Origin of the sequence: Microbacterium gilvum, assembly GCF_039543865.1 — a bacterium.
Taxonomy (GTDB): domain Bacteria; phylum Actinomycetota; class Actinomycetes; order Actinomycetales; family Microbacteriaceae; genus Microbacterium; species Microbacterium gilvum.
In genome coordinates this window covers 146,483-170,206 of record NZ_BAABKO010000007.1, presented here as the reverse complement: position 1 = coordinate 170,206, position 23,724 = coordinate 146,483, and the positions used below count along the sequence as shown (strand labels likewise).

The window sequence follows — 23,724 nt, the reverse complement described above, 5'->3', positions numbered from 1 at the left end:
TGGGCACCCTACCGTGCAGGTGTGGACGGGGAGGAGACGCGCCGCGGGGCGGCCGGGCAGATGCCCGACCGCCCCGCGGCGCGGCTGCGGTTTACGGCGAGTTCTCCGACTCGACCACGATGTCGCCCGAGACGATCTGCTCCTGCAGCGTCGCCAGCTCGTCGACGAGGCCCTCCGGGAGCTGCGACTCGAAGTCGTGGAAGCTCGACAGCGCCACGCCCTCGTTCTCGAGCGTTCCGATGTAGGGCTCGACGTCGAAGTCGCCCGTGGAGGCGGTGACGGTCGCGTCGTAGACGGCCTGGTCGATGGCCTTCTCGATCGACACGAACACGATGTCGGCGAGGTCGGGCTCCTTCACCGCGAGGTCGCTGTCGACGCCCATGAGGAGCACGTCCTCACCGCTGTCGGCGATCGCGGCGGCGGCGCTCGTGTAGATCGGGCCGCCGACGGGCAGGATGACGTCGACGCCCTGGTCGAGCACTCCCTGCGCGGTCTGACGCGCGACGTCGTTCGCGTCGAAGGCGCCCGTGAACGAGCCGGACTGCGCCTCGGCGTCCCAGCCGACGACCTCGACGGCGGCGCCCTTGTCCTCGTTGTACTTCTCCACGCCGTACTGGAAGCCGTCCATGAAGACCGCGACCGACGGGATCTGCATGCCGCCGAACGTGCCGACCTTGTTCACACCCGACTGCGCCGACCACGCCGCGGCCGCGTAGCCGCCGAGGTAGGCCGCCTGGGCGGTGTCGAAGACGAGCGGCTTGATGTTGGGCGCGTCGACCTCGCCGTCGAAGTCGTTGTCTGCCCAGTCGTCGATGATCGCGTAGTCGATCTCGGGGTTCGCGAGCGCCGACTCGACCGTGGCGGCCGAGAGGTTGAAGCCCACGGAGATGATGAGCGAGCAGCCCTGCGCCACGAGCTCCTCGAGGTTCGGGGCGTAGTCATTCGCGCTCGTCGACTCCATCTCTGTGACGTCGATGCCGAGCTCCTCGGCCGCGCGGTCCATGCCCTCCTTGGCGGACTGATTGAACGAGCGGTCGTTCCAGCCGCCGGCGTCCGAGATGAGGCACGGGCTGAAGTCGCTGTCGACCTCTTCGCCGCCCGTCGTCTCCTCGGGTGCAGAGCCGCAGCCGGCGAGCAGCAGGGCCGACGCGGCGAGCGCGACGCCGCTGAACGCAGCCTTCTTCGTGGTCTTCACACTTTCCTCCAGAGTGTGCGGGCCCCGAACCGTCGCAGGGCCAATATGCTCACGATAGTCGTCTTCGATCACGCGAAACGGCCCATCCGCTCGTCCGCAACGTGATAGTTACAAAACGTCATGAGGGCCCGGGGCGGCGCCCCGGGCCCTCATGCACCGCTCGGTTCAGCGGCCGCCCTTGAGGACCGCCTGCTTCACCTCGGCGATGGCCTTCGTGACCTCGATGCCGCGCGGGCAGGCCTCGGTGCAGTTGAAGGTCGTGCGGCAGCGCCACACGCCCTCCTTGTCGTTGAGGATGTCGAGGCGCACCTGCGCCTCGTCGTCGCGCGAGTCGAAGATGAACCGGTGCGCGTTCACAATCGCGGCGGGGCCGAAGTACTGCCCATCGGTCCAGAACACGGGGCACGACGAGGTGCACGCGGCGCACAGGATGCACTTCGTGGTGTCGTCGAAGCGCGCGCGGTCGGCGATCGTCTGACGGCGCTCCTTGCCCGGCTCGGGGGCGCTCGACGCCTGCAGGAAGGGCTGCACCTCGCGGTAGGCCGCGAAGAATGGGTCCATGTCGACGACGAGGTCCTTCTCCAGCGGCAGGCCCTTGATGGCCTCCACGTAGATGGGCTTCGAGATGTCGAGGTCCTTGATGAGCGTCTTGCAGGCGAGGCGGTTGCGTCCGTTGATGCGCATGGCATCCGACCCGCAGATGCCGTGCGCGCACGAGCGGCGGAAGGTGAGCGACCCGTCCGTCTCCCACTTGATCTTGTGGAGCGCGTCGAGCACGCGGTCGGTGGGGTACATCTCGACGTCGTAGTCGACCCAGCGCGGCTCGCTGTCGGTCTCCGGGTCGAACCGGCGCACGATGAACGTGACGAGGTACGACTGGATGGCGGTCTCGGCCGCGGGGGCCTCGGCGACGATCGACATCAGTACTTCCTCTCCATCGGCGGGTAGGTGAGCTCGCCCTTGTCGTTCTTCGTGAACACGACCGGCTTCCAGTCGAGCCGGATGTGGTCCTCCGGGTCGGGCGAGTGCGGGTCGCCCGTGAGGTAGGCCATCGTGTGCTGCATGTACTTCTCGTCGTCGCGGTCGGGGTAGTCCTCGCGCATGTGGCCGCCGCGGCTCTCCTTGCGGTTGCGCGCGGCGTAGGCGACGATCTCGGCGAGGTCGAGCAGGAAGCCGAGCTCGACCGCCTCGAGCAGGTCGGTGTTGAAGCGCTTGCCCTTGTCGTCGACGTAGATGTTCTTGTACCGCTCGCGCAGGTCGTGGATGGTGCCCATGACGTTCGTCAGGGTCTCCTCCGTGCGGAAGACCTGGGCGTTGGCGTCCATCTCCTCCTGCAGCGTGCGGCGGATGTCGGCGATGCGCTCGGTGCCCTTGGCGTTCCGGACGCCCTCGATGAGCTCGCGCACGCCGGCGGCGGGGTCGTCGGGCAGCGGCACGAGCTCGCCGCCGTTCTTCACGTACTCGACGGCGCGGCGGCCGGCGCGCTTGCCGAACACGTTGATGTCGAGGAGCGAGTTCGTGCCCAGGCGGTTGGCGCCGTGCACGGACACGCACGCGCACTCCCCCGCCGCGTAGAGGCCGGGGACGACGGTGGTGTTGTCGGCGAGCACCTCGGCGTCGTTGTTCGTGGGGATGCCGCCCATGGCGTAGTGCGCGGTCGGCATGACGGGCACGGGCTCGACGACGGGGTCGACGCCGAGGTAGGTGCGCGCGAACTCGGTGATGTCGGGGAGCTTCGTCTCGAGCACCTCGGCGCCGAGGTGCGTGCAGTCGAGGTAGACGTAGTCCTTGTGCGGACCGGCGCCGCGCCCCTCGAGCACCTCCTTGACCATGCAGCGCGCCACGATGTCGCGCGGCGCGAGGTCCTTGATGGTCGGGGCGTACCGCTCCATGAACCGCTCGCCGGAGGCGTTGCGCAGGATCGCCCCCTCGCCTCGGGCGCCCTCCGTCAGGAGGATGCCGAGGCCGGCGAGACCGGTCGGGTGGAACTGGAAGAACTCGATGTCCTCGAGCGGGAGGCCCTTGCGCCAGATGATGCCGACGCCGTCGCCCGTCAGGGTGTGCGCGTTCGACGTCGTCTTGAAGACCTTGCCGAATCCGCCGGTGGCGAAGATGACGGCCTTGGAGTGGAAGACATGCAGGTCGCCCGTGGCGAGCTCGTAGGCGACGACGCCCGCGATCTTCGTCTCGCCGTCCTCGCCCTCCACCGTGATGAGGTCGAGCGCGTAGAACTCGTTGAAGAAGTTGATGCCGAGCTTGACGCAGTTCTGGAACAGCGTCTGCAGGATCATGTGCCCCGTGCGGTCGGCGGCGTAGCACGCACGGCGCACGGGCGTCTTGCCGTGCTCAGCGGTGTGGCCGCCGAACCGGCGCTGGTCGATCTTGCCGTCGGGCGTGCGGTTGAAGGGCAGGCCCATGTTCTCGAGGTCGATGACCGCGTCGATGGCCTCCTTGGCGAGGATCTCCGCCGCGTCCTGGTCGACGAGGTAGTCGCCGCCCTTGACGGTGTCGAAGGTGTGCCACTCCCAGGAGTCCTCCTCCACGTTCGCGAGAGCTGCGGCCATGCCGCCCTGCGCGGCGCCCGTGTGCGAGCGCGTGGGGTAGAGCTTCGTGATGACGGCGGTCTTCGCGCCGGGGCCCGCCTCGATGGCGGCGCGCATGCCGGCGCCGCCCGCACCGACGATGACGATGTCGAACTCGTGGTAGTAGACGCCGTCCTTGAGGACGGCATCGGGGTGCTGTGCAGTCACGTCTTCCATCAATCCTGTCGTCAGTTGGCCGCGGCGGCCTGGCAGACCTCGTACAGCACGCTGTCGGGGTTCTCGAACGCCCCGAACACGCCGGCGCACGGGTCGAAGGTGAACACGACGAGCGTGCCGAGCACGATCATGAGCGCCGCGACGACGATGATCACCCCGACGAGCGCCGTGCGCACGGTCTTGCCCTGCACGTAGTCGTTCACGATCGTGCGCATGCCGTTGGCGCCGTGGATGAAGGCGAGCCAGAGCATGAGCACGTCCCACCACTGCCAGAACGGCGAGGCGAACTTGCCGGCGACGAACGCGAAGTCGATCGCGTGCACGCCGCCCTCCGGCACCATGAGGTTGACGAAGAGGTGGCCGAAGATGAGCACCACGAGCAGCACGCCGGAGACGCGCATGTAGAGCCATCCCCACTTCTCGAGGTTGACGCCCCGACGAGCCGGGCGCTGCGGCGAGCGGGGTGCCGCGAGATCCGCTGCGGTCATCAGTGCCCCCCTCCGAAGTCGCCGAACACGTTCATGAGGTGACGCGGGGTGAAGCCGGCCATGACGACCGCCCACACGCCCAGCACGCCCCAGAAGAGCTGACGCTGGTACTTCGCGCCCTTCGACCAGAAGTCCACGAGGATGATGCGCAGGCCGTTGAAGGCGTGGAACGCGATCGCGCCGACGAGGGCGACCTCGCCGACGCCCATGATGGGGGTCTGGTAGGTGCCGATGACCGCGTCGTACGCCTCAGGGGAGACGCGGATGAGCGCGGTGTCGAGCACGTGCACCAGGAGGAAGAAGAAGATCGCGATCCCGGTGATGCGGTGCAGCACCCACGACCACATGCCCTCGCGGCCGCGGTACAGGGTGCCCCTCGGTGTTCTCGATGTCGTCTCCGACACCCGCGGTGTCGGACGCACGGTAGCGGACAAGATCGTCCTCCTGCTCTCAGCCTTGCGAGGCGGGCGCATGGCGGCGCCGCCGATCGCCCTTCAGGCTACTCCCAGCCGAGGACGTCGGCCATCGAGGAGGGCCTAACTGTCTCGACATCGAGAGGTCAGGGCAACCTTACCGGATGGCCGCTCGTCGCGACGCGAGACCGTAACGCCCGCCTTGTAGCCTGGGCGCATGCCTGAACCGATCAAGGACTTCTTCGCCGTCATCCCCGCGGGCGGCGTGGGCTCGCGACTGTGGCCCCTCTCCCGCGCCGAGACCCCGAAGTTCCTGCACGACCTGACCGGATCCGGGCGGTCGCTGCTGCAGGAGACCTGGGACCGGCTCCTCCCCCTCGCCGACCGCGAGCACATCGCCGTCGTGACGGGCCGCGCGCACGGCCCGAAGGTGGAGAACACGCTTCCCGACATGCCGGAGCACAACGTGTTCGTCGAGGCCGACCCTCGCGAGTCGGCCGCCGCCATCGGCCTGGCCGCGGCCATCCTGCACCGCCGCAATCCCGACGTCGTCATCGGCTCGTTCGCCGCAGACCACGTCATCAAGCGCCAGCGCGTGTTCGAGTTCACGGTGCGCCAGGCCGTCGCCGTCGCTCGCGCGGGCTACATCTGCACCATCGGCATCCAGCCGTCCGAGCCTGCCGTGGGGTTCGGCTACATCAAGACGGGCGACGAGCTCGTCGTCGACGACGCGCCGCTCGCGGCGATGGTCGACACCTTCGTCGAGAAGCCCGACCTCGAGACGGCGCGGCGCTACTACGCCGACCGCTCCTTCCTCTGGAACGCGGGCATGTTCATCTCGCGCGCCGACGTGCTGCTCGAGGAGCTGAAGGCGAACGAGCCCGAGCTGCACGCGGGCCTCGTCGAGCTCGCCGAGGCGTGGGACGACCCGTCCCGCAAGGAGGAGACCGTCGCCCGCGTGTGGCCGACGCTCAAGAAGATCGCGATCGACTACGCCGTCGCCGAGCCCGCGGCCGCGAAGGGGCGTCTCGCCGTCGTTCCCGGCCAGTTCGACTGGGACGACGTCGGCGACTTCGCGAGCCTGTCGAACCTCGTCGCCGACGGCGACAGCCAGCGGATGAGCGTGCTCGGCGACAACGAGAAGGTCATCGTCGACGAGTCGACGGGCCTCGTGGTGTCGCACTCCAACCGCGTCATCGCGGTCATCGGGGTCGAGAACCTCATCGTCGTCGACACGGAGGACGCGCTCCTGGTGACGACGAACGAGCACGCGCAGCGCGTCAAGGGCGTCGTGGGCAAGCTGCACGAGGGCGGCCGCGACAACGTGCTCTGAGGCCGCTGTCGGGGGCGCTCGGTAGGTTGGACGGCATGCCACGAAACCTCCGCGTCGCCACCGTCAACGTCAACGGCATCCGCGCCGCCGCCCGCAAGGGCATGGCCGGATGGCTCGACGCAGCCGACGTCGACATCCTCACGCTCCAGGAGGTGCGCGGCGAGCGCGAGCACCTCGACGCCGCCCTCCCGGGATGGACCATCCTCGAGGACGTCGCCCTGCAGAAGGGGCGCGCGGGCGTCGCCATCGCGAGCAGGCTCGAGCCGACAGCGTCGCGCACGACCCTCGGCGACGACGCGCTGGAGTCGAACGGGCGATGGCTCGAGGCCGACTTCGAGGTCGAGGGCGAGCGGGTGACGGTCGTGAGCGCGTACGTGTTCACGGGCGAGGTCGACACCCCGAAGCAGGAGCAGAAGTGGGCGTTCCTCGACGCCATGAGCACGCGACTGCCCGAGCTCGCGGCCGAGGGAGCCCATGCCGTCGTGACGGGCGACCTCAACGTCGGGCACCGCGAGCTCGACATCAAGAACTGGAAGGGCAACGTCAAGAAGGCCGGCTTCCTCCCGCGCGAGCGCGCCTACTTCGACCGCTGGCTCGGCGAGAAGGGCGCCGAGATCACGGGCGTCGACGGCACGACGGGCACGGGGCTCGGCTGGGTCGACGTCGGCCGCCGGTTCCACGGCGACGTCCCGGGCCCCTACACCTGGTGGTCGCAGCGCGGCCAGGCGTTCGACACCGACACGGGCTGGCGCATCGACTACCAGCTCGCGACGCCTCCGCTCGCGGAGCGCGTCCGCGCGTACCGCGTCGACCGGCACGCCTCGTACGCCGAGCGCTGGACCGACCACGCCCCCGTCGTCGTCGACTACGCGTTCTGACCCCGACGCCGGAGGCCCCGCGGGGCCTTCGGCGTTCGCCCGTCCTCGTTCACCGCGTGTTCACCTGCGCACCGCAGTCTGGTCATCCGGCACTCCTAGCGTCACCACGTGCCCTGCGACCCGGCGGGGCCATCCCTGACACTGAACCGAATGAGGATTCACCGTGAAGATCACTCGTCTTTCGAGCCTGGCCGCCGTGGGCGCCGTCGCAGCCCTGTCCCTCGCCGGCTGCGCCGCGAACGAGGGGACCACGTCGTCGACCGGTGGCACCGAGGACTCCGCCGCCAGCTCGATCAGCGGCACGATCGAGGCGACCGGCGCCTCCTCGCAGGAGGCCGCGCAGCAGGCGTGGGTCACCGCGTTCCAGACCGCGAACCCCGACGCGACCGTGCTCTACACCGCCACGGGCTCCGGCACCGGCCGTGAGAACTTCATCTCCGGCGCCTCCGACTTCATCGGCTCCGACCGCGCCTACACGGCCGACGAGATCGCCGCCGGCGGCTTCGGCGCGTGCACGAGCGACGACATCCTCGAGGTCCCCGCCTACATCTCCCCCGTCGCGATCGCCTTCAACCTCGAGGGCATCGACACGCTCAACCTCGACGCGGCGACGATCGCCGGCATCTTCGCGGGCGACATCGCCAACTGGAACGACGACGCGATCGCCGCGCTCAACGAGGGCGTCGAGCTCCCCGACCAGGCGATCGTGCCGGTGCACCGCGCCGACGCGTCGGGCACGCAGGAGACGTTCACCGCCTACCTCGAGGCGACCGCGCCCGAGGTGTGGACGAACGAGGCCTCCGACGAGTGGCCGCTGCAGTCGGGTGAGGGCGCCGACGGCACGTCGGGCGTCGTCGACGCCATCACGAACGGCGTGGGCTACATCGGCTTCGCCGACGCGTCCCGCACCGAGGGCCTCGGCCAGGTCGCGGTCCAGAACGGCGACGAGTTCGTCGCGTACTCGGCCGACGCGACCGCCGCGCTCGTCGAGGCCTCGCCGCTCGAGGAGGGCCGCTCCGCCCACGACCTCGCGTTCGCCGTCGACCCGGCCGCCGCTCCCGCCGGCGCCTACCCGATCGCGCTCGTGAGCTACCTCATCGCCTGCACCGAGTACGAGGACGCCGAGGTCGCGGCCCTCGTCAAGGAGTACATCTCCTACGTCACGAGCGAGGACGGCCAGCAGGTCGCGGCCGAGGCCGCCGGAAGCGCCCCGCTCTCCTCCGCTCTGCAGGAGCAGATCGCCACGGCTCTCGACGCCATCGTCGTCGAGTGACCCGCAAGGGCCTCGACAGCTCGACACGACCATGAAGGTGCCCCCGCGCTCCGCATCCGTCCGGGATCGCGGCGCGGGGGCATCTCCGTGCGAACCACGCACCCCATCACGATCCGACCACCCGAGGAGCGGGACCGCATGACCACGACCACCACGGAGAGCGAGGCGCCCTCCGGCGCTCCCTCCGGCCCGACGGCGCGGCCCAAGGCCGTCACGCGCCTCGGCGACCGGATCTTCTCGGGAACCGCGCTCGCGGCCGGGACGATCATCCTCATCACCCTCGCCGCGGTGGCGATCTTCCTCATCGTCCAGGCGATCCCGGCGTTCAAGGCGGACACCTCCGACAACCACATCCTCGAGGGGCAGCCGTTCCTCGCCTGGGTGTGGCCCTTCGTCTTCGGCACGCTGTGGGCGTCGGCGATCGCGCTCGTCATCGCCGCGCCGATCGCACTCGGCATCGCGCTCTTCATCTCGCACTACGCCCCGCGCCGGCTCGCCGCCGTGCTCGGCTACGTCATCGACCTGCTGGCGGCCGTCCCCTCCGTGGTGTTCGGCCTGTGGGGGGCCCTGACGTTCGCGCCGATGCTCGTCCCCTTCTACCAGTGGCTGAACAGCAACTTCGGGTGGATCCCGATCTTCGGCGGGACGCCGTCGGGCACCGGCAAGACCATCCTCACGGCGTCGCTCGTGCTCGCGGTCATGATCCTTCCGATCATGACCGCCATCTGCCGCGAGGTGTTCCTGCAGACGCCGAAGCTCCATGAGGAGGCTGCGCTCGCGCTCGGCGCGACGCGCTGGGAGATGGTGCGGATGGCCGTGCTCCCGTTCGCGCGCAGCGGCATGGTGTCGGGCGCCATGCTGGGGCTCGGACGCGCACTCGGCGAGACGATGGCCGTGACGCTCGTGCTCTCGCCCCTCGGCATCGTCACGTTCAACCTGCTCAACCCGGAGAACCCGACGACGATCCCCGCGATCATCGCCCTCCGGTTCCCCGAGGCGCACGACGAGGGCGTGTCGACGCTCATCGCGGCCGGCCTCATCCTGTTCATCGTCACCTTCGCCGTCAACGCGATCGCGCGCTGGATCGTGGCGCGTCGTGCCGAGTTCTCTGGAGCGAACTGATGTCCGCCGTCACCGCAGGCGCCGCACCCCGCGCGTCGCTCTCCGCAGGCCACCTCCCGCGCTGGGTGCCGTGGGCGCTCCTCGCGTTCTCGATGTTTGCCTCAGCCGTGCTCTTCACGGTGCTGAACACGAGCGGCGACATCGCGGAGTTCAACATCGCCGGCACCGTCTTCGTGGGGATGGTCGTCTACATCGGCCTCATCGCGCTCACGTCCTCCCTCGGGGAGACGCGTCGGCACGCGGTCGACCGCGTCATGACGACGCTCGTCGCGACGGCGTTCATCATCGCGCTGCTGCCGCTCATCTCGCTGCTGTACACGGTCGTCGTGAACGGCATCGCGCGCTTCGACGGGGAGTTCTTCAGCTTCTCGATGCGCAACATCGCCGGAGAGGGCGGCGGGGCCGTCCACGCCATCTGGGGCACGCTGCTCATCACCCTCGGCGCCACCGTCATCTCGGTTCCGATCGGGCTCATGACGGCGATCTACCTCGTCGAGTACGGGCGCGGCCGACTCGCGAAGGCCATCACGTTCCTCGTGGACGTCATGACCGGCATCCCGTCGATCGTCGCGGGCCTGTTCATCTACGCGGTGTTCGCCCTCCTCTTCGGGGCCGGAACCCGCATGGGCATCATGGGCTCGCTCGCCCTGTCGGTGCTCATGATCCCCGTCGTGGTGCGCGGCAGCGAGGAGCTGCTCCGGATCGTCCCGAACGAGCTCCGCGAGGCGTCGTACGCGCTCGGCGTGCCGAAGTGGCTGACGATCGTCAAGATCGTCATCCCGACGTCGATCGCCGGCATCACGACGAGCGTCATGCTCGCCATCTCGCGCGTCATCGGCGAGACGGCACCGCTCCTCCTCACCGTCGGCATCGTCCCGAACATGAACCTCAACATGTTCGACGGCCAGATGGCGACGCTCCCCGTGTTCGCCTACATGCAGGCGAAGTACCCCGGTCTTCCGGCCGATGCGTACTTCGAGCGCGCGTGGGCGGCCGCTCTCACCCTCATCCTCATCGTCATGGTGCTCAACCTCGCCGCGCGTCTGATCGCCAAGATCTTCGCCCCGAAGATGACCGGCCGCTGACGGCCCCTCGACCCGAACGACTCCACAGAAAGAGACCCAGGTGTCCAAGAGCATCGAAGTCAACGACCTCAACGTCTACTACGGCGACTTCCTCGCCGTCGAGGGCGTGTCCATCGACATCAAGCCCCGCACCGTCACGGCGTTCATCGGCCCGTCGGGATGCGGCAAGTCCACGTTCCTGCGCACGCTCAACCGCATGCACGAGGTCATCCCGGGCGCGCGCGTCGAGGGCGAGGTCCTCGTCGACGGCCAGAACCTCTACGGGCAGGGCGTGGACCCCGTGCTCGTGCGCCGGCAGGTCGGGATGGTCTTCCAGCGGCCGAACCCGTTCCCGACCATGTCCATCCGCGAGAACGTGCTCGCGGGCGTGAAGCTCAACAACAAGCGCATCTCGAAGGGCGACGCCGACGACCTCGTCGAGAAGTCGCTCACGGGCGCGAACCTCTGGAACGAGGTCAAGGACCGCCTCGACAAGCCGGGCTCGGGCCTGTCGGGCGGCCAGCAGCAGCGTCTCTGCATCGCGCGCGCGATCGCCGTGTCGCCCGACATCATCCTCATGGACGAGCCGTGCTCGGCGCTCGACCCGATCTCGACCTTCGCGATCGAGGAGCTCATCGGCGAGCTGAAGAACGACTACACGGTCGTGATCGTCACGCACAACATGCAGCAGGCCTCGCGCGTGAGCGACCGGACCGCGTTCTTCAACATCGCCGGCACAGGCAAGCCCGGCAAGCTCATCGAGTACGACGACACGACGAAGATCTTCACGACGCCGTCGGTGCAGGCGACCGAGGACTACGTCTCCGGCCGCTTCGGCTGAGCAGTCCGCGCGCCTCGGAGGCCGGTCCCGCTCGGCGGGATCGGCCTCCGGCGTCTCCGGGCAGCGGTCATCCCCCGACGCGCCCGGGCTGCACGGGCGGCTGGGCACCCGCCGGGAATGCCGTGCTCCCGGTGCCCGTTAGACTGTGATGGCCGGGCCGCAGTAACCCCGGGCTCCAATATTCGCCGCTGCGAGCGGCCTTCCGCCGTGAGGCGTTCTCTGCGGCCCGGCTTCGTCGTCTCCGGCGGTCAGTCGAGCGACTCCCGTCGCCACAGCCGCGCCGCCGCCGTGAGGTCGGCGGCGAACGCCGACAGCCGCAGCGCCCGCGTCGTGAGCTCCGACGCCCGCGCCGGCTCGGTCGGCTCGTAGTCGTCTGCGAGGTGCGTCGCCCCCGATGCCTGCACGCGGCAGAACGCCGCCGTGCGGTCGAGTGCGACGGCGTAGTCGCCGGTGAACGCGCCGCGCAGGATGGTGTCGATGAGCGCGACGAGCTCGTCCGGCCCGGCCGGCGCCGGCGCGCCGGCGACCACGGTATCGGCCGAGTGCAGCTCCGCGCTCCCCCGCTGGTAGAGCAGCGACGCCGTCCGGGGGTCGTCGTGGATGGCGAGCTGCACGAGGTAGAGGCGCCAGAGCGAACCGGGGAGCGACCGGGCGGGCGACTGCGACCACAGCTCCGCGATGTCGTCGATGCCGTGGCTCGCGGTGAAGGAGACGAGGCGCTCGACGACGCCGGCGTCCGGTTCGTGGCGCACGCGGGCGAGCAGCGCCGTCGCGGTGGCATGCGCGGCGCGCGAGATCTCCGCGGGATCGGCTCCCGCGAACAGCCGATCGAACGTCTCGGACGGCCGGCGCACCGGCTTGCTGAACTCCGCACTCATCCCCAGAAGGCTACGCGCCGCACCGCGTCGCGGGGCCGGGAGCGCCTCCAGGGGGCGCCGGTAGAATAGGAGGCGTTCAACGGCCGTGCCGGGCCCTTCAACGGCCGTGCCGGGAGAGGTGCGCGAAGAACGCGTCGCCGAGCCGCTCGACGTCGTCGAACGTCAGCGTGAGGTGCTCGCCCAGCGCGTTCCCGAGGACCGACTCCGCGCGGTCGTAGCGGATGCCGCGGCGGTCCGCGAGCACCCCGTCGGCGAGCACGGCCTCGACGACGAGTGCGAGCTCTCCCGACGGCCCGCGGAGGTCGCCGCGGTCGATGAACCAGCGGTCGAGTGCGAGCAGGATGCCCTCCGACGCCCGCCGCTCGCCGATCGTGTGCACGTCTCTCGCCGCCCGGAGCGTCTCGTCGAACCACTCGCGGCCGGCCCTCTCGGCGTCCGCTCCGACGCCGCGCCTGCCTCGCATGGCCCGAAGCTACCACCGCGGCCGACTAAAGTGGATGCGGGCCTATAGCTCAGTCGGTAGAGCATCGGACTTTTAATCCGCGGGTCGAGGGTTCGAGCCCCTCTGGGCCCACCATCACGAGACGTCTGCATCAGTCCTGGACCTGCCGGTGCGCAGTCCCCTACCCTGGGCGGGTGGAGATCGCCTACCTCGCCGGAATCGCGGTGCTCGTCATCGTGACGGCGTCGGCGCGCGGCATCCTCCGTTCGGCGCGGACGCGGCGAGAGCTGCGCGATCGGCACGAGGCCATGGTGCGCACCGGCGCTCTCGACGTCCTCGCGGCGCCGTCCGAACGCTCGGGTCGGGGATGACGTGGGTCCGGGCGCACCGGCCCGGAGTCCCTAGACGAGCTCCGCTCCGGCGTGCGCGAGCTCGGCGAGGGCGCGCTCGGACGACTCGGCCGCGACCCCGGCGACGAGCGACGTCAGCACGCGCACGTGCTGCCCGAGGGCGATCGCGTCGAGCGCCGAGGCCCGGACGCAGTAGTCGGTCGCGATGCCGACGACGTCGACTGCCTCGATGCCGTTCTGCGCGAGCAGCTCGGCGACCGTGCCGCCGGCGTCCGCGGTCCCCTCGAAGAGCGAGTACGCGGGCTTCCCCTGCCCCTTCCTCACGTGATGCGTCACGGCAGACGTGTCGAGGCCCGGGTCGTACTCCGCCCCTGCCGTCCCGGCCACGCAGTGCACCGGCCACGTGTCGACGAAGTCGGGCGCATCGGGCGCGAAGTGGCCGCCGTTGTCGCCGTCCGCGTCGTGCCAGTCCCGTGACGCGATCACGAGCGCGTAGTCCGCGCCGTGATCGGCGAGATGCCGCGTGATCCCGGCGGCGACCGCGTCGCCGCCGTCGACGCCGAGCGCGCCGCCTTCCGTGAAGTCGTTCTGCACGTCGACGATGAGGAGCGCCCTGGTCATGCTCAGAGGGTACGCCGCCTCACGCGTCGACGCTCCCCGCGAAGGGCGCGAGGGCGTCGCGGATGGCCGTCAGCCGTTCGACGTCGAGCCCCGTCCGCGCCATGATCTGCTCCGGCACCTCGAGCGCCAGCCGGCGCAGCGCGGCACCCTCCTCCGTCAGCCCGATCGCGAGGCGGCGCTCGTCGTCGGCACGCCGCTCCCTGCGGACGTATCCCTGGGCCTCCAGGCGCTTCACGAGCGGCGAGGCCGTCGCGGGCTCCAGCGCGAGAGCCGATGCGAGGTCGCCGAGCGTGCGGGGCGACTCCTCCCAGAGCGCGAGCATGACGAGGTACTGCGGGTGGGTCAGCCCGAGCGGCTCGAGCACCGGCCGGTAGATCGCGACGACGTTGCGCGCGGCGGTGACGATGGCGAAGCACAGCTGGTTGTCGAGCTTGAGCAGGTCATCGCGTTCCGTCACGCATCCACCCTATCGCGAGCGAATAGTTAGTACACTAATCACTATGACCCCTCGCAGAAGGAAGCCCCTCCGCACGCGGATCCGCGAGGCCGGCGGGTTCTACCAGTGGTTCAACGGCACGCTCATCCGTCTGGCGGGCCCCGCCCAGCTCGGCGAGGGCCGCGGCACGCCCTGTCACCGGTGCGGTGCGGACAAGGCGGACCATGTGCTCGTGGACGGCGAGCTGCGCTGCCCCTGATCCGATCAGGCCGCTGCGAGGACGAGCTGGACGGCCGTCGAGACGACGCCGAGGGCGCCGAACCCCAGCGCCGTCCACGCGAGCAGCCGCGGGAGCGGCGACCGCGCGTGCAGTCGCGCGCTGCCCGGATGGTCCACCCGCGTGAAGAGGTCGAGCTCGTCGGCATCGCCGGCCGCTCGGCGCAGCTCCTCGGTGAGGGGCGCCTCGCCGACGACGTGGCCTGTCCCGAACCATCGCACGATGCCGTCGTCGGGGAGCACGAACGCCCGCACGGGCGTCCAGGTGCCGTCCGCGAGCCGCGCGACGACAGCGGCCGCCCCCAGCACGGCGAACGCGCCGAAGCCGATCCACGAGAACAGCTCGGTGATCGCGCCGATCACGCTGCTCGGGTCCATGACGCTCCAGGGGGTACGGCAGAAGGCGCGCCACGCGGGACGCGCCTTCTGCGACAGGCAGATCGATTCTAGAGGAGCGGCTCCCCCGGCGATGGCGCGGCAGGGGGGGTGCCGTCCCCCGCCGCGCGCCGCTCCGGGTCTAGAGTCGGTACCGACCACGGCAGTCCGATGAGGAGCGTGACGCATGCTGATCGTGTCGATGAGCACTTCGGTCGACGGGTACATCCACGACCGCACGGGGGACTTCCAGTGGGGCGCGCCCGACGCCGAGCTGTTCGCCTTCCACCTCGCGTTCGTCCAGGAGGCGAAGGGTGTCGTCCTCGGCCGGCGTCTCTACGAGACGATGCGCGTATGGGAGACCGATCCCGCCATGCGCGGCACGGCGGACGAGGCCGCCTTCGCCGACGCGTGGACCGCCCTGCCGAAGCTCGTCTTCAGCCGCACCCTGTCCGAGGTGGATGGCCGCGCGCGACTCGCGACGGGAGAGATCGCGGAGGAGATCGCGGCGTTCACAGCCAAGGTCGGCGGCGACGTCGAGATCGGCGGGGCGGAGATCGCCGGGCAGGCGATCGCCCTGGGTCTCGTGGACGAGTTCCGCGTCTTCCGCTATCCCATCATCGTGGGAGGCGGAGCACCGCTCCTCCCCCACGTCGCCGATCCGATCGCCCTCGACCTCGTCGAATCTCGCGTGTTCGGCGGGCGCGTCGTCTACGAGCGGTGGCGGCGCGCGGACGGCTGATCCGTCCGTCGGGGTGCGGCCGTCAGGCGCGCGCCGCGCGCCCGAACCGCGCCTGGTCGACGAGCTCGCGGAACTCCCCCACCCGCGGGACGTCGAGGAACCGGACGCCGACCATCGGAGCGTCCTCGGTCGGCTCGTCGAGGGGGCCGTACTCCGCGGGCGGGACGACCGCGGCGTCGAAGAACACCACCGTGCCGCAGCCGAAGATCCTGTCGAGCAGTCCCTGCTGCACCTCGATCGACGTGATACGCGACAGCGGGATCTCCCGGGACCGCTTCCAGATGACGCCCCAGCGGCGCTCCACCCGCAGCGTCGTGAGGGTGAAGACCGTGCACCACCACCTGCTCACCGGCACGACGAAGTAGACGATCTCGACGATCGCGATGATCGCGTGCACGACTGGCTGCCCCCAGTCGTCGAACCATGCGGCGCCCGTCGGTGCTGGCCAGAAGACCGCGACGAGCACATGCGCGGCGATGAGGACGAGCTGGAGCACGACCGTCCAGAACAGGCGCTTGGGATGCGTGCGCACGCGGGCCAGGAGAACCTCTCCCGTGTCGTCGCTCATCGTCCGCTCCTCCCTGTCGGCTGGCTCGATCGGAGCCAGCGTATCGGCAGGGGACGCGCGGATGTGATTCCGCCCCGCACCTGCCCTCGGCACCCCGGAACACGCGAAAGGCCCGGTCGGACATGCGTCCGACCGGGCCTCATCTGGAGCCACCTGTCGGAATCGAACCGACGACCTATTCATTACGAGTGAATCGCTCTGCCGACTGAGCTAAGGTGGCGTTCCCGTGCCGCCTGAGCGGCACAAGAGACAAGCATAGCGGCTCGCGACGCGTGCGGCGAACCGGCGGAGACGGCCGGGCGTTTCGCGCCACGGCCGTCTCGATCACGAGCAGACGCGGCCGTCCTCCGGCACCGTGCCATCCAGGAAGAACGCCTCGACGGTCTCGTTGACGCAGTCGCTCACGCCGTTGTAGGCCGTGTGCCCTTCGCCCTCGTAGGTGAGCAGGACGCCCGACGCCAGCTGGTCGGCGAGCGAGACGGCCCACTCGTACGGCGTGGCGGGGTCGCCTGTCGTGCCGATGACGAGGATGGGCGCTGCGCCGTCCGCGGCGATCTCCCCGCGCGTGCCCGTGGGCTCGAACGGCCAGTACGCGCACACCGACGCTCCCGACCAGTACGGCGCGATGGTCGGCGCCTCCTCGGCGATGCGCTGCTCGACCGCGGCCGACGCCTCCTCCGACTCGGCGGGGTAGTCCATGCAATTGTAGGCGTTGAAGGCCTCGGTCGAGTTGTCGGCGTAGCCGCCGCCCGCGTCGCGGCCGTTGTAGAAGTCGGCGAGGAAGAGCGCCGTCGCCGGATCGCCCTCGAGCGCCTCGGCGAGCGCCTGCGTGAGGTACATCCAGTTGGCCTCGTTGTAGAGCGCCGCGATGATGCCGGTCATGACCGTGTCGGCGCCGACGACCCGGCCGTCCGCAGCCGCGAGCGGGTTGGCGTCGACCGCGGAGAGGAGCGCGGAGAGGTCGCCCATGGCGTCGTCGACGGTGCCCGTGAAGGGGCAGTCGGCGCCCGTCGTGCCGTCGACGCACGCCTGCATGTAGGTGCGCAGGGCCGATTCGAAGCCGATCGCCTGCGTGAGGCCGACGTCTTCCCCCGACGCCGACGGGTCGATGGCGCCGTCAAGCACGAGGCGGCCCGTGCGCTCCGGGAAGTTCTTCGCGTACGTGGCGCCGAGGAAGGTGCCGTAGGAGTAGCCGATGTAGTCGAGCTCGGTCTCGCCGAGCACCGCGCGGATGAGGTCGAGGTCGCGCGAGGACTGCTCCGTGGTGATGAACTCGAGGATGCCGTCGCTGTTCGCGTCGCACGCGTTCGCGAAGCCCTCCGCGCGCGCCTCGAGGTCGGCCTGCCACTCGTCGGAGCCGCGCGTGCCCGCCGGCACGTCGTAGAGATAGGCGTCCATCTCGTCGGCGTCGAAGCAGCGCACGGCCGTCGAGTCGCCCACGCCGCGCGGATCCCATCCGACGATGTCGAACTCCTCCTGCAGCGGCGTGCCGGCCGCGTACCCCTGCAGCACGGGATCGATTCCGCTCGCCCCCGGCCCGCCGGGATTCGTCACGATCGACCCCTGCGACGTGCCCGAGAGCGCAGGCTGGCGGATGATCGCGAGGTCGATCTCCCCCGCGTCGAGGTCGTCCCAGTCGAGGGGCGCCGTGACGGTGGAGCACTCGAATCCGCTTCCGCACGCCTCCCACTCCAGCCGCTGGTCGTAGATCGGCAGCAGCTCGTCGGGGACGCCGTCGAGGACGGGCTCGGTGCCCGTCGTCGTCGCACCGTCGGGGATGAGCGCGCTCACGCAGCCGGACAGCGCTGTCGCCGCCACGGCGACGCCGGCGACCGCCACGGCGAGACGGCGGACGAGGGGTGTGCGGGCGATCATGGCTTCCTTCCGCTGACGATGGTGACGAGCAGGCTCTCGAGCGCGAGCGTCGGCTGGACGTTCTGCTCGAGGGCGTCGCGTGTCTCGGCGATGTGGTCGAGGACACGCAGCGTGCGCTGCGGTCTCCAGGCCGCGGCCAGCGCGCGGAGGTCGTCGACCAGCTCGACGTTGATGAGCCCGCCGTCGCGGCCGAGCTGGAGGAGGACGAGGTCGCGGTACAGCGACTGCAGGTCGGTGAGCACGCGGTCGATGCCGTCGCGGAGGCTGCGCGTCGCGCGCTTGCGCTGCTCGTCCTCGAGCGCCGAGAGCTGCGACCGTACGGCCGGCGGGATCTTCGCGCCGTCGGCGAAGCCGATCGTGCGCAGGAGGGCGCTGCGCTCCGCCTCATCGCGTTCCGCCGTCAGCGCCTTCGCGTCGTCGGTCGCGGCCTGCACGATCTCGCCCGCGACCTCGACCACGTCGCCGATGCCGCGCACCCGCAGGACGGCGCGCAGCGTCTCGTCTCGGCGGCGGCGCGCTGCCTCGTCGGTCGCGAGCCGCTGGGCCATCCCGATGTGACGCTGCGCATGGCGCGCCGACTGCTCCGCGACGTCGACCGAGACGTCCGTGCGGGCCTGGATGAGCCGTGCGACGTCGTCGACCTCGGGTTCGCGCAGGCGCAGCAGCCGCACGCGCGATCGGATGGTCGGGAGGAGATCGGCGTCGCTCGGCGCGCACAGCACCCAGATGGTCTCGGGGGGCGGCTCCTCGAGCGCCTTCAGCAGCACGTTCGACGTGCGCTCGGTCATCCGGTCGGCGTCCTCCACGACGATGACGCGGTAGCGGCCCGTGGACGGCGAGAAGTACGACCGCTCGACGAGCGCACGCGCCTGGGCGATCGTGATGATGACGCCCTCGGTGCGCAGCGCCGTGAGGTCGGGATGGGAGCCCGCGAGCACCTGGCGCATGGTGTGGACGTCGTCCGGGCCCTGCGCGATGAGGGCCGCGGCGAACGCGTAGGCGAGGGTCGAGCGACCGGAGCCGGGGGGACCCGTGACGAGCCAGGCATGCGCGAGGCTGCCGCCGTCTGCCGCCTGGCGGAGGATCGACACCGCCTCGTCCTGCCCCCAGACATCGCCCCACGGGAGCGCAGGTGCGGCGACGGAGGTCATGCTGCCAGCCTAACGACCGCCGCCGACGTCTCCGCCCGGCGCGTCGAGAGCGGCGGCGACGCGCGCGCGGACAGCGCCCGCCAGCTCGGTCACGGGGCGCGAGGCGTCGAGCACGAGGAAGCGGGCGGGCTCGTCCGCGGCGAGCGCGAGGAAGGCGTCCCGCACGCGGGCGTGGAACTCCTCCTTCTCCGCCTCGAGGCGGTCGAAGGGCTTGTCGTCGGCGTCGAGGCGCCGTCGTGCGGCGGCGGGGTCGAGGTCGAGCAGCACCGTCACGTCGGGAAGGGCGCCTTCCGCCGCCCACAGCGACAGCGCGCGCACCTCGCCCGCGTCGAGGACGCGCCCCGCGCCCTGGTACGCGACGGACGAGTCGAGGTAGCGGTCCTGGATGACGACCTCGCCGCGCCCGATCGCGGGGCGCACGACGGTCGCGACGTGGTGCGCGCGGTCGGCCGCGTAGAGCAGCGCCTCCGCTCGGGGCGCGATGTCGCCCCTGTGGTGGAGGACGATGTCGCGGACGAGCCGCCCCACGTCGCTGCCTCCCGGCTCGCGCGTGCGGACGACCGTCCGCCCCTCGGCCTCGAGTGCCTCCTGGAGGAGGCGCGCCTGCGTCGTCTTGCCGACGCCGTCTCCGCCCTCGAACGTGACCCAGAGGCCGCGTGCGGTGCTCACTTTCCTTCCGCGGCCTTCTTCGCCCGGTTCGCGGCGCGCGTTGCCGCGGCCTTCTTGGCCGCCTCCGAGCGGGACGACGACACGGTCTTCGACGCCGCCGTCGCCGCGGAGGTCTTCGCGGACGCGGACTTCGACGACGCGGACTTCGACGACGAGCTCTTCGACGCGGCGGCGCGGCCGCGCTTCGGGGCGGGGCCCTTGGCGCGCTTGTCCGCGAGCAGCTGCTTCGCCCGCTCGAAGTCGACGTCGTCGACCGACTCGCCGCGCGGGATGGTCGCGTTCGTCTCGCCGTCGGTCACGTACGGCCCGAACCGGCCGTCGCGCACGCGGATGGGCTTGCCGCTGACGGGATCGGCGTCGAACTCCTTGAGGGCGCTCGACGCGCGCCGCGCGCCGTACTTCGGCTGCGCGTACAGCTCGAGCGCCTTCTCGAGCGTGACGTCGAAGATCTGGCTCTCGCTCTCGAGCGAGCGCGAGTCGGCGCCCTTCTTGAGGTAGGGCCCGAACCGGCCGTTCTGCGCGGTGATCTCGTCACCCGACTCGGGGTCGACGCCGACGACGCGCGGCAGCGACAGCAGCTGCAGCGCGGTGGCGAGGTCGACCGTCTCGGGCGACATGCTCTTGAACAGCGAGGCGGTGCGCGGCTTCGGGGCGGCGTCCTTCTTCGCGCCGCGCTTCTTCGGCGCCTCGACGACCTCGCCCGTCGCGGCGTCGGCGGCATCCGCCGACGGCGGATCCTGCTCCTGCACGTACGGGCCGAAGCGGCCGTCCTTGACGACGATGACCTTGCCGTTCTCGGGGTTCTCGCCGAGCACGCGGTCGCCCGCGACGGGCGCCTCGATGAGCTCGACGGCCTTCTCGGCCGTCAGCTCGTCGGGCGCGAGCTCCTCCGGGACGTTGACGATGCGCGGCTTGGCGTCGGGGTTCTCGGGATCGGAGACCTCGAGGTACGGGCCGTACTTGCCCACGCGGAGCGTCGCGGTGTCGGTGATCGGGATCGAGTTGATCGCGCGCGCGTCGATCTCGCCGAGGTTGTCGACGATGTTGCGGAGCCCGGGATGCCCCTCGCCGCCGAAGTAGAACGACTTCAGCCAGTCGACGCGCTTCTGCTCGCCGCGGGCGATGGCGTCGAGGTCGTCCTCGAGCTCGGCCGTGAAGTCGTAGTCGACGAGCTCGGTGAAGTGGTCCTCGAGCAGGCGGATGACGCTGAACGCGATCCATGTCGGCACGAGCGCCTGACCGCGCTTCACGACGTAGCCGCGGTCGAGGATGACGCCGATGATGCTCGCGAACGTCGAGGGGCGGCCGATGCCGCGCTCCTCGAGTGCCTTCACGAGGCTCGCCTCCGTGTACCGGGGCGGCGGCGACGTCTCGTGGCCCTTGGCGATCGCGTCGGCGAGCGAGAGCTCGTCGCCCTCGGCCACCTGCGGGAGCGACTGGTCCTTCGCGGCGTCGGCGTCGCCGCGCTTCTCGTCGCGGCCCTCCTCGTAGGCCTCGAGGAAGCCCTTGAAGGTGTACACGGTGCCCGAGGCGGTGAACTCGACCGCGCGCCCCTCGGCGTCGGCCTCGATCGTGACGGTGGTCGTCTCGAACTTGGCGTCGGCCATCTGGCTCGCGACCGTGCGCTTCCAGATGAGGTCGTACATCCGCTGCTCGTCGCGGCCGAGCTGGCCGGCGACCTCCTTCGGCGTGCGGAAGCGGTCGCCGGAGGGGCGGATGGCCTCGTGCGCCTCCTGCGCGTTCTTGCTCTTGGACGCGTAGGAGCGGGGCTTGAGCGGCACGGCGTCGGGGCCGTAGAGCGAGACCGCCTGCTCGCGCGCGGCGCTGATCGCCTGCGACGACAGGTTCGTCGAGTCGGTGCGCATATAGGTGATGTATCCGCGCTCGTACAGGCTCTGCGCGACCGACATCGTCACCTTGGCCGACATGCCGAGCTTGCGGCCCGCCTCCTGCTGCAGCGTCGACGTCGTGAACGGCGCGTAGGGCCGGCGGGTGCCGGGCTTCGCCTCGACCTTGGCGACGCGCCCTGCGCCCGCCTTCTCGATGGCGGCGGAGAGCTCGCGGGCGGCCGTCTCGTCGAGGACGACGACGGCGCGCTTGAGCGCTCCCTTGTCGTCGAAGTCGCGCCCGACGGCGAGCGGCGCGCCGTCGACCCGGACGAGGCGCACGGAGAAGCCCTCCGCGCCGCGCGCGGCGGTCGCCTCGATGCCCCAGTACGCGGCGGAGACGAACGCCATCCGCTCGCGCTCGCGCTCGACGACCATGCGCGTCGCGGCCGACTGCACACGGCCAGCGCTCAGCGCGCTGCCCGACGAGCCGGAGCCGATCTTGCGCCACAGCACCGGGGAGACGTCCCAGCCGTAGAGGCGGTCGAGGATGCGGCGGGTCTCCTGCGCGTCGACGAGGGCGAGGTCGAGCTCGCGGGTCTTGTCGACGGCGGCGCGGATGGCGTCGGGCGTGATCTCGTGGAAGACCATGCGCTTGACGGGGACCTTCGGCTTCAGCGTCTCGAGGAGGTGCCACGCGATGGCCTCGCCCTCGCGGTCCTCATCGGTGGCGAGCAGGAGCTGGTCGGCTTCCTTGAGCGCCCGCTTCAGCTCCGTGACGGTCTTCGTCTTCCGGTCGCTCACGACGTAGTACGGCTCGAAGCCGTGCTCGATGTCGATGGAGTACTTGCCGTACGCGGCGCGGTCCTTCTCGGGGATGTCGCGCTTGTCGGCGAGATCGCGGATGTGCCCGACCGAGCTCAGCACCTCGTAGCCGTCGCCGAGATACCCCTGGATCGAGCGCATCTTCGTCGGCGACTCGACGATGACGAGCGTCTTGCCTGCTGCCGTCTTGCCTCTTGCCAAGGGGCGTCCTTTCCTCGAAGCACACCATACACAGGGCGCACCGTCCGTCGGCTCGGAGCCCGGATCATCCGCGCGCATGCCGGAACGGCCGCCCTGCGGCGTCCGGAGCGCGGCCGCTTCGGGTGCGGCGGCGCGGTGCGCCCCTCCACGCTACCCGACGGCCGGAGCGCGACCGCCTCCGCGGAAGCCCGCCTGCCGCCGTCGCACTTCCGCGTCTGCGCCGTCGTCCGCCCCGTCACCCTGCCTCGGCCGGGGGCGGCCCCGCGCGCGCCGTCGCCGAGACGGGGAGGGCGCCGAAGGCGGCCGACACCGCCACCGTCGCGACGAGGCCGTCGAGGGCGCATGACGACACCGACGCGCCCCCGGCCGCCGCGACGTCGGCGGCGAGGGCGCAGGGATCTCCCGTCACGGCGCCGCTCACGCCGTCCGCGGCGGCGAGCGCCGCCGCATCCGCGATGCTCGCGACCCGCTGGCTCTCCGCAGCCGCTCCACCGGCCAGCACGAGGCCGGCGACAAGCGCTCCGGCTGCCGCGACGACGCCCGCGGCGAGCGCGGCCCCCGCCATCAGAGACCGCCCGCGAGGGCGCAGCTGGTGGCGGCGAGGGGCACCGCGAGCGATCCGATGCGCGCGTCGGCGCGGGCGGTCGCGCACACGAGGTCGCCCTGGTGCGCGATGGAGAGCGCTCCGCCCGCCGTCGCCACCACGCCCGCCGCGCGCCCCTCGTCCTCGCCGCGCGCGATGAGGCGCGCGGCGTCGGCGGCGGCATCCTGCAGGCGCACCTGCAGCGACGCCGCACCGAGGCCGGCGATGCCGAGGGCCGTGACGAGCACGACCGCCGGGAGCGCGACGGCGAGCTCGGCGGCCACCGACCCGCGTTCGTCGGCGGCGCGGCCGCCCGCCCGCCGTCGCACCCTCATCACGGAACCGTCAGGGCCTTGCGGACGAGGTCGGTGAGGATCTGCTGCACCTCGCCTGAGCGCATGATCGCGACGAGCAGGCCCGCGAACGCGACGGCCGCCATCGTCACGATCGCGTACTCGGCGGTCGACGCTCCGGACTCGTCGTGCAGCAGCTCGTCGAGCGGCGGAGGGACGGGGATGGATGGGGACATGGCGCTCCTTC

27 protein-coding genes and 2 tRNA genes are annotated in these 23,724 nt (G+C 70.9%); 10 read left to right on the top strand and 19 right to left on the bottom strand.

Annotated features, from left to right (window positions below):
* Positions 1-91: 91 nt before the first annotated feature.
* The 5 genes from ABD998_RS17120 to sdhC form a co-directional block, all read right to left on the bottom strand.
* Positions 92-1,195, bottom strand: a complete 1,104-nt coding sequence (locus ABD998_RS17120; RefSeq protein ID WP_345442033.1) for a BMP family lipoprotein — start codon at positions 1,193-1,195, stop codon at positions 92-94.
* Positions 1,196-1,360: 165 nt separating this feature from the next.
* The gene (locus tag ABD998_RS17115; RefSeq protein WP_345442030.1) at positions 1,361-2,116 is read right to left on the bottom strand and encodes a succinate dehydrogenase iron-sulfur subunit; all 756 of its coding nucleotides are present in this window, start codon (positions 2,114-2,116) and stop codon (positions 1,361-1,363) included.
* A complete protein-coding gene (gene sdhA / locus ABD998_RS17110; protein WP_425563001.1) occupies positions 2,116-3,945 on the bottom strand; it encodes a succinate dehydrogenase flavoprotein subunit in 1,830 nt (609 codons plus the stop codon). The genes ABD998_RS17115 and sdhA overlap by 1 nt, the downstream gene beginning before the upstream one ends.
* Before the next feature lie 20 nt (positions 3,946-3,965).
* Entirely contained in the window at positions 3,966-4,442 is a 477-nt protein-coding gene (gene sdhD / locus ABD998_RS17105; RefSeq protein WP_345442024.1) for a succinate dehydrogenase, hydrophobic membrane anchor protein, read from the bottom strand.
* The gene (sdhC, locus tag ABD998_RS17100; RefSeq protein ID WP_345442021.1) at positions 4,442-4,876 is read right to left on the bottom strand and encodes a succinate dehydrogenase, cytochrome b556 subunit; all 435 of its coding nucleotides are present in this window, start codon (positions 4,874-4,876) and stop codon (positions 4,442-4,444) included. The genes sdhD and sdhC overlap by 1 nt, the downstream gene beginning before the upstream one ends.
* 196 nt (positions 4,877-5,072) lie before the next feature.
* Between sdhC and ABD998_RS17095 the strand changes: the two genes are divergently transcribed.
* The 6 genes from ABD998_RS17095 (at position 5,073) to pstB (ending at position 11,366) form a co-directional block, all read left to right on the top strand.
* The gene (locus ABD998_RS17095; protein WP_345442018.1) at positions 5,073-6,188 is read left to right on the top strand and encodes a mannose-1-phosphate guanylyltransferase; all 1,116 of its coding nucleotides are present in this window, start codon (positions 5,073-5,075) and stop codon (positions 6,186-6,188) included.
* Between the two features lie 35 nt (positions 6,189-6,223).
* On the top strand, positions 6,224-7,066 hold the full coding sequence (locus tag ABD998_RS17090; RefSeq protein WP_345442015.1) for an exodeoxyribonuclease III: 843 nt from the start codon (positions 6,224-6,226) through the stop codon (positions 7,064-7,066).
* A 163-nt stretch (positions 7,067-7,229) separates the two neighbouring features.
* The gene (locus ABD998_RS17085) at positions 7,230-8,339 is read left to right on the top strand and encodes a phosphate ABC transporter substrate-binding protein PstS (protein WP_345442012.1); all 1,110 of its coding nucleotides are present in this window, start codon (positions 7,230-7,232) and stop codon (positions 8,337-8,339) included.
* A gap of 138 nt (positions 8,340-8,477) precedes the next feature.
* A complete protein-coding gene (gene pstC / locus ABD998_RS17080; RefSeq protein WP_345442009.1) occupies positions 8,478-9,461 on the top strand; it encodes a phosphate ABC transporter permease subunit PstC in 984 nt (327 codons plus the stop codon).
* Positions 9,461-10,546, top strand: coding sequence for a phosphate ABC transporter permease PstA (gene pstA, locus ABD998_RS17075; RefSeq protein WP_345442006.1), 1,086 nt, complete (start codon positions 9,461-9,463; stop codon positions 10,544-10,546). Before pstC ends, pstA begins: the two co-directional genes overlap by 1 nt.
* Before the next feature lie 40 nt (positions 10,547-10,586).
* On the top strand, positions 10,587-11,366 hold the full coding sequence (pstB, locus tag ABD998_RS17070; RefSeq protein ID WP_345442003.1) for a phosphate ABC transporter ATP-binding protein PstB: 780 nt from the start codon (positions 10,587-10,589) through the stop codon (positions 11,364-11,366).
* Positions 11,367-11,614: 248 nt separating this feature from the next.
* Here the strand turns inward: pstB and ABD998_RS17065 are convergent, their stop codons facing one another.
* Together ABD998_RS17065 and ABD998_RS17060 are read right to left on the bottom strand one after the other, a co-directional pair.
* Entirely contained in the window at positions 11,615-12,244 is a 630-nt protein-coding gene (locus tag ABD998_RS17065) for a DNA-directed RNA polymerase subunit beta (RefSeq protein WP_345442000.1), read from the bottom strand.
* 97 nt (positions 12,245-12,341) lie between these two features.
* Positions 12,342-12,707 (bottom strand): hypothetical protein, encoded by a 366-nt coding sequence (locus tag ABD998_RS17060; protein ID WP_345441998.1) that lies wholly within the window; start codon positions 12,705-12,707, stop codon positions 12,342-12,344.
* Between the two features lie 38 nt (positions 12,708-12,745).
* Here ABD998_RS17060 and ABD998_RS17055 point away from each other — a divergent pair.
* Together ABD998_RS17055 and ABD998_RS17050 are read left to right on the top strand one after the other, a co-directional pair.
* Positions 12,746-12,821 (top strand) — tRNA-Lys (locus tag ABD998_RS17055).
* A gap of 59 nt (positions 12,822-12,880) precedes the next feature.
* Positions 12,881-13,057 carry a hypothetical protein gene (locus tag ABD998_RS17050; RefSeq protein WP_345441995.1) on the top strand — a complete coding sequence of 59 codons (177 nt, stop codon included), beginning with the start codon at positions 12,881-12,883 and terminating at the stop codon, positions 13,055-13,057.
* A gap of 30 nt (positions 13,058-13,087) precedes the next feature.
* Here ABD998_RS17050 and ABD998_RS17045 read toward each other — a convergent pair whose 3' ends face one another.
* The gene (locus ABD998_RS17045; RefSeq protein ID WP_345441992.1) at positions 13,088-13,657 is read right to left on the bottom strand and encodes an isochorismatase family protein; all 570 of its coding nucleotides are present in this window, start codon (positions 13,655-13,657) and stop codon (positions 13,088-13,090) included.
* Between the two features lie 19 nt (positions 13,658-13,676).
* Complete coding sequence (locus tag ABD998_RS17040) at positions 13,677-14,114, bottom strand: MarR family winged helix-turn-helix transcriptional regulator (protein WP_345441989.1); 438 nt, start codon at positions 14,112-14,114, stop codon at positions 13,677-13,679.
* A 43-nt stretch (positions 14,115-14,157) separates the two neighbouring features.
* Here ABD998_RS17040 and ABD998_RS17035 point away from each other — a divergent pair, with 43 nt between their 5' ends.
* The gene (locus tag ABD998_RS17035; protein ID WP_345441986.1) at positions 14,158-14,352 is read left to right on the top strand and encodes a hypothetical protein; all 195 of its coding nucleotides are present in this window, start codon (positions 14,158-14,160) and stop codon (positions 14,350-14,352) included.
* A 5-nt stretch (positions 14,353-14,357) separates the two neighbouring features.
* Here the strand turns inward: ABD998_RS17035 and ABD998_RS17030 are convergent, their stop codons facing one another.
* The gene (locus ABD998_RS17030) at positions 14,358-14,747 is read right to left on the bottom strand and encodes a hypothetical protein (protein ID WP_345441983.1); all 390 of its coding nucleotides are present in this window, start codon (positions 14,745-14,747) and stop codon (positions 14,358-14,360) included.
* 184 nt (positions 14,748-14,931) lie between these two features.
* On the opposite strand from ABD998_RS17030, the gene ABD998_RS17025 reads away from it, so the two are divergent.
* Positions 14,932-15,486 carry a dihydrofolate reductase family protein gene (locus ABD998_RS17025; protein WP_345441980.1) on the top strand — a complete coding sequence of 185 codons (555 nt, stop codon included), beginning with the start codon at positions 14,932-14,934 and terminating at the stop codon, positions 15,484-15,486.
* Positions 15,487-15,508: 22 nt separating this feature from the next.
* On the opposite strand, the gene ABD998_RS17020 is transcribed toward ABD998_RS17025, so the two are convergent.
* The 9 genes from ABD998_RS17020 to ABD998_RS16980 all read right to left on the bottom strand — a co-directional run bounded on the left by ABD998_RS17020 (position 15,509) and on the right by ABD998_RS16980 (position 23,713).
* Entirely contained in the window at positions 15,509-16,054 is a 546-nt protein-coding gene (locus tag ABD998_RS17020) for a PH domain-containing protein (RefSeq protein ID WP_345441977.1), read from the bottom strand.
* 144 nt (positions 16,055-16,198) lie between these two features.
* Positions 16,199-16,274, bottom strand: a tRNA-Thr gene (locus ABD998_RS17015).
* A gap of 104 nt (positions 16,275-16,378) precedes the next feature.
* Positions 16,379-17,929: an alpha/beta hydrolase gene (locus ABD998_RS17010; protein WP_345441974.1), complete on the bottom strand. Its 1,551-nt coding sequence runs from the start codon at positions 17,927-17,929 to the stop codon at positions 16,379-16,381.
* Entirely contained in the window at positions 17,926-19,080 is a 1,155-nt protein-coding gene (locus tag ABD998_RS17005) for a DNA polymerase III subunit delta' (protein ID WP_345441971.1), read from the bottom strand. Before ABD998_RS17005 ends, ABD998_RS17010 begins: the two co-directional genes overlap by 4 nt.
* A 9-nt stretch (positions 19,081-19,089) precedes the next feature.
* Positions 19,090-19,749, bottom strand: coding sequence for a dTMP kinase (tmk, locus tag ABD998_RS17000; protein ID WP_345441967.1), 660 nt, complete (start codon positions 19,747-19,749; stop codon positions 19,090-19,092).
* A complete protein-coding gene (gene topA, locus ABD998_RS16995) occupies positions 19,746-22,601 on the bottom strand; it encodes a type I DNA topoisomerase (protein ID WP_345441964.1) in 2,856 nt (951 codons plus the stop codon). Before topA ends, tmk begins: the two co-directional genes overlap by 4 nt.
* A 235-nt stretch (positions 22,602-22,836) precedes the next feature.
* Positions 22,837-23,166 carry a helicase gene (locus ABD998_RS16990; RefSeq protein ID WP_345441961.1) on the bottom strand — a complete coding sequence of 110 codons (330 nt, stop codon included), beginning with the start codon at positions 23,164-23,166 and terminating at the stop codon, positions 22,837-22,839.
* Positions 23,166-23,519 (bottom strand): TadE family type IV pilus minor pilin, encoded by a 354-nt coding sequence (locus ABD998_RS16985; protein WP_345441958.1) that lies wholly within the window; start codon positions 23,517-23,519, stop codon positions 23,166-23,168. Before ABD998_RS16985 ends, ABD998_RS16990 begins: the two co-directional genes overlap by 1 nt.
* Positions 23,519-23,713: a DUF4244 domain-containing protein gene (locus tag ABD998_RS16980; protein ID WP_345441955.1), complete on the bottom strand. Its 195-nt coding sequence runs from the start codon at positions 23,711-23,713 to the stop codon at positions 23,519-23,521. Before ABD998_RS16980 ends, ABD998_RS16985 begins: the two co-directional genes overlap by 1 nt.
* Positions 23,714-23,724 lie beyond the last annotated feature (11 nt).

Bases quoted from the DNA above. Each gene is read 5' to 3' on its own strand.
- ABD998_RS17115 (WP_345442030.1), bottom strand. From the start codon at position 2,116: ATGTCGATCGTCGCCGAGGCCCCCGCGGCCGAGACCGCCATCCAGTCG.
- sdhD (WP_345442024.1), bottom strand. From the start codon at position 4,442: ATGACCGCAGCGGATCTCGCGGCACCCCGCTCGCCGCAGCGCCCGGCT.
- ABD998_RS17095 (WP_345442018.1), top strand. From the start codon at position 5,073: ATGCCTGAACCGATCAAGGACTTCTTCGCCGTCATCCCCGCGGGCGGC.
- ABD998_RS17090 (WP_345442015.1), top strand. From the start codon at position 6,224: ATGCCACGAAACCTCCGCGTCGCCACCGTCAACGTCAACGGCATCCGC.
- pstC (WP_345442009.1), top strand. From the start codon at position 8,478: ATGACCACGACCACCACGGAGAGCGAGGCGCCCTCCGGCGCTCCCTCC.
- pstA (WP_345442006.1), top strand. From the start codon at position 9,461: ATGTCCGCCGTCACCGCAGGCGCCGCACCCCGCGCGTCGCTCTCCGCA.
- ABD998_RS17065 (WP_345442000.1), bottom strand. From the start codon at position 12,244: ATGAGTGCGGAGTTCAGCAAGCCGGTGCGCCGGCCGTCCGAGACGTTC.
- ABD998_RS17060 (WP_345441998.1), bottom strand. From the start codon at position 12,707: ATGCGAGGCAGGCGCGGCGTCGGAGCGGACGCCGAGAGGGCCGGCCGC.
- ABD998_RS17045 (WP_345441992.1), bottom strand. From the start codon at position 13,657: ATGACCAGGGCGCTCCTCATCGTCGACGTGCAGAACGACTTCACGGAA.
- ABD998_RS17035 (WP_345441986.1), top strand. From the start codon at position 14,158: ATGACCCCTCGCAGAAGGAAGCCCCTCCGCACGCGGATCCGCGAGGCC.
- ABD998_RS17030 (WP_345441983.1), bottom strand. From the start codon at position 14,747: ATGGACCCGAGCAGCGTGATCGGCGCGATCACCGAGCTGTTCTCGTGG.
- ABD998_RS17025 (WP_345441980.1), top strand. From the start codon at position 14,932: ATGCTGATCGTGTCGATGAGCACTTCGGTCGACGGGTACATCCACGAC.
- ABD998_RS17020 (WP_345441977.1), bottom strand. From the start codon at position 16,054: ATGAGCGACGACACGGGAGAGGTTCTCCTGGCCCGCGTGCGCACGCAT.
- ABD998_RS17010 (WP_345441974.1), bottom strand. From the start codon at position 17,929: ATGATCGCCCGCACACCCCTCGTCCGCCGTCTCGCCGTGGCGGTCGCC.
- ABD998_RS17005 (WP_345441971.1), bottom strand. From the start codon at position 19,080: ATGACCTCCGTCGCCGCACCTGCGCTCCCGTGGGGCGATGTCTGGGGG.
- ABD998_RS16990 (WP_345441961.1), bottom strand. From the start codon at position 23,166: ATGGCGGGGGCCGCGCTCGCCGCGGGCGTCGTCGCGGCAGCCGGAGCG.
- ABD998_RS16985 (WP_345441958.1), bottom strand. From the start codon at position 23,519: ATGAGGGTGCGACGGCGGGCGGGCGGCCGCGCCGCCGACGAACGCGGG.
- ABD998_RS16980 (WP_345441955.1), bottom strand. From the start codon at position 23,713: ATGTCCCCATCCATCCCCGTCCCTCCGCCGCTCGACGAGCTGCTGCAC.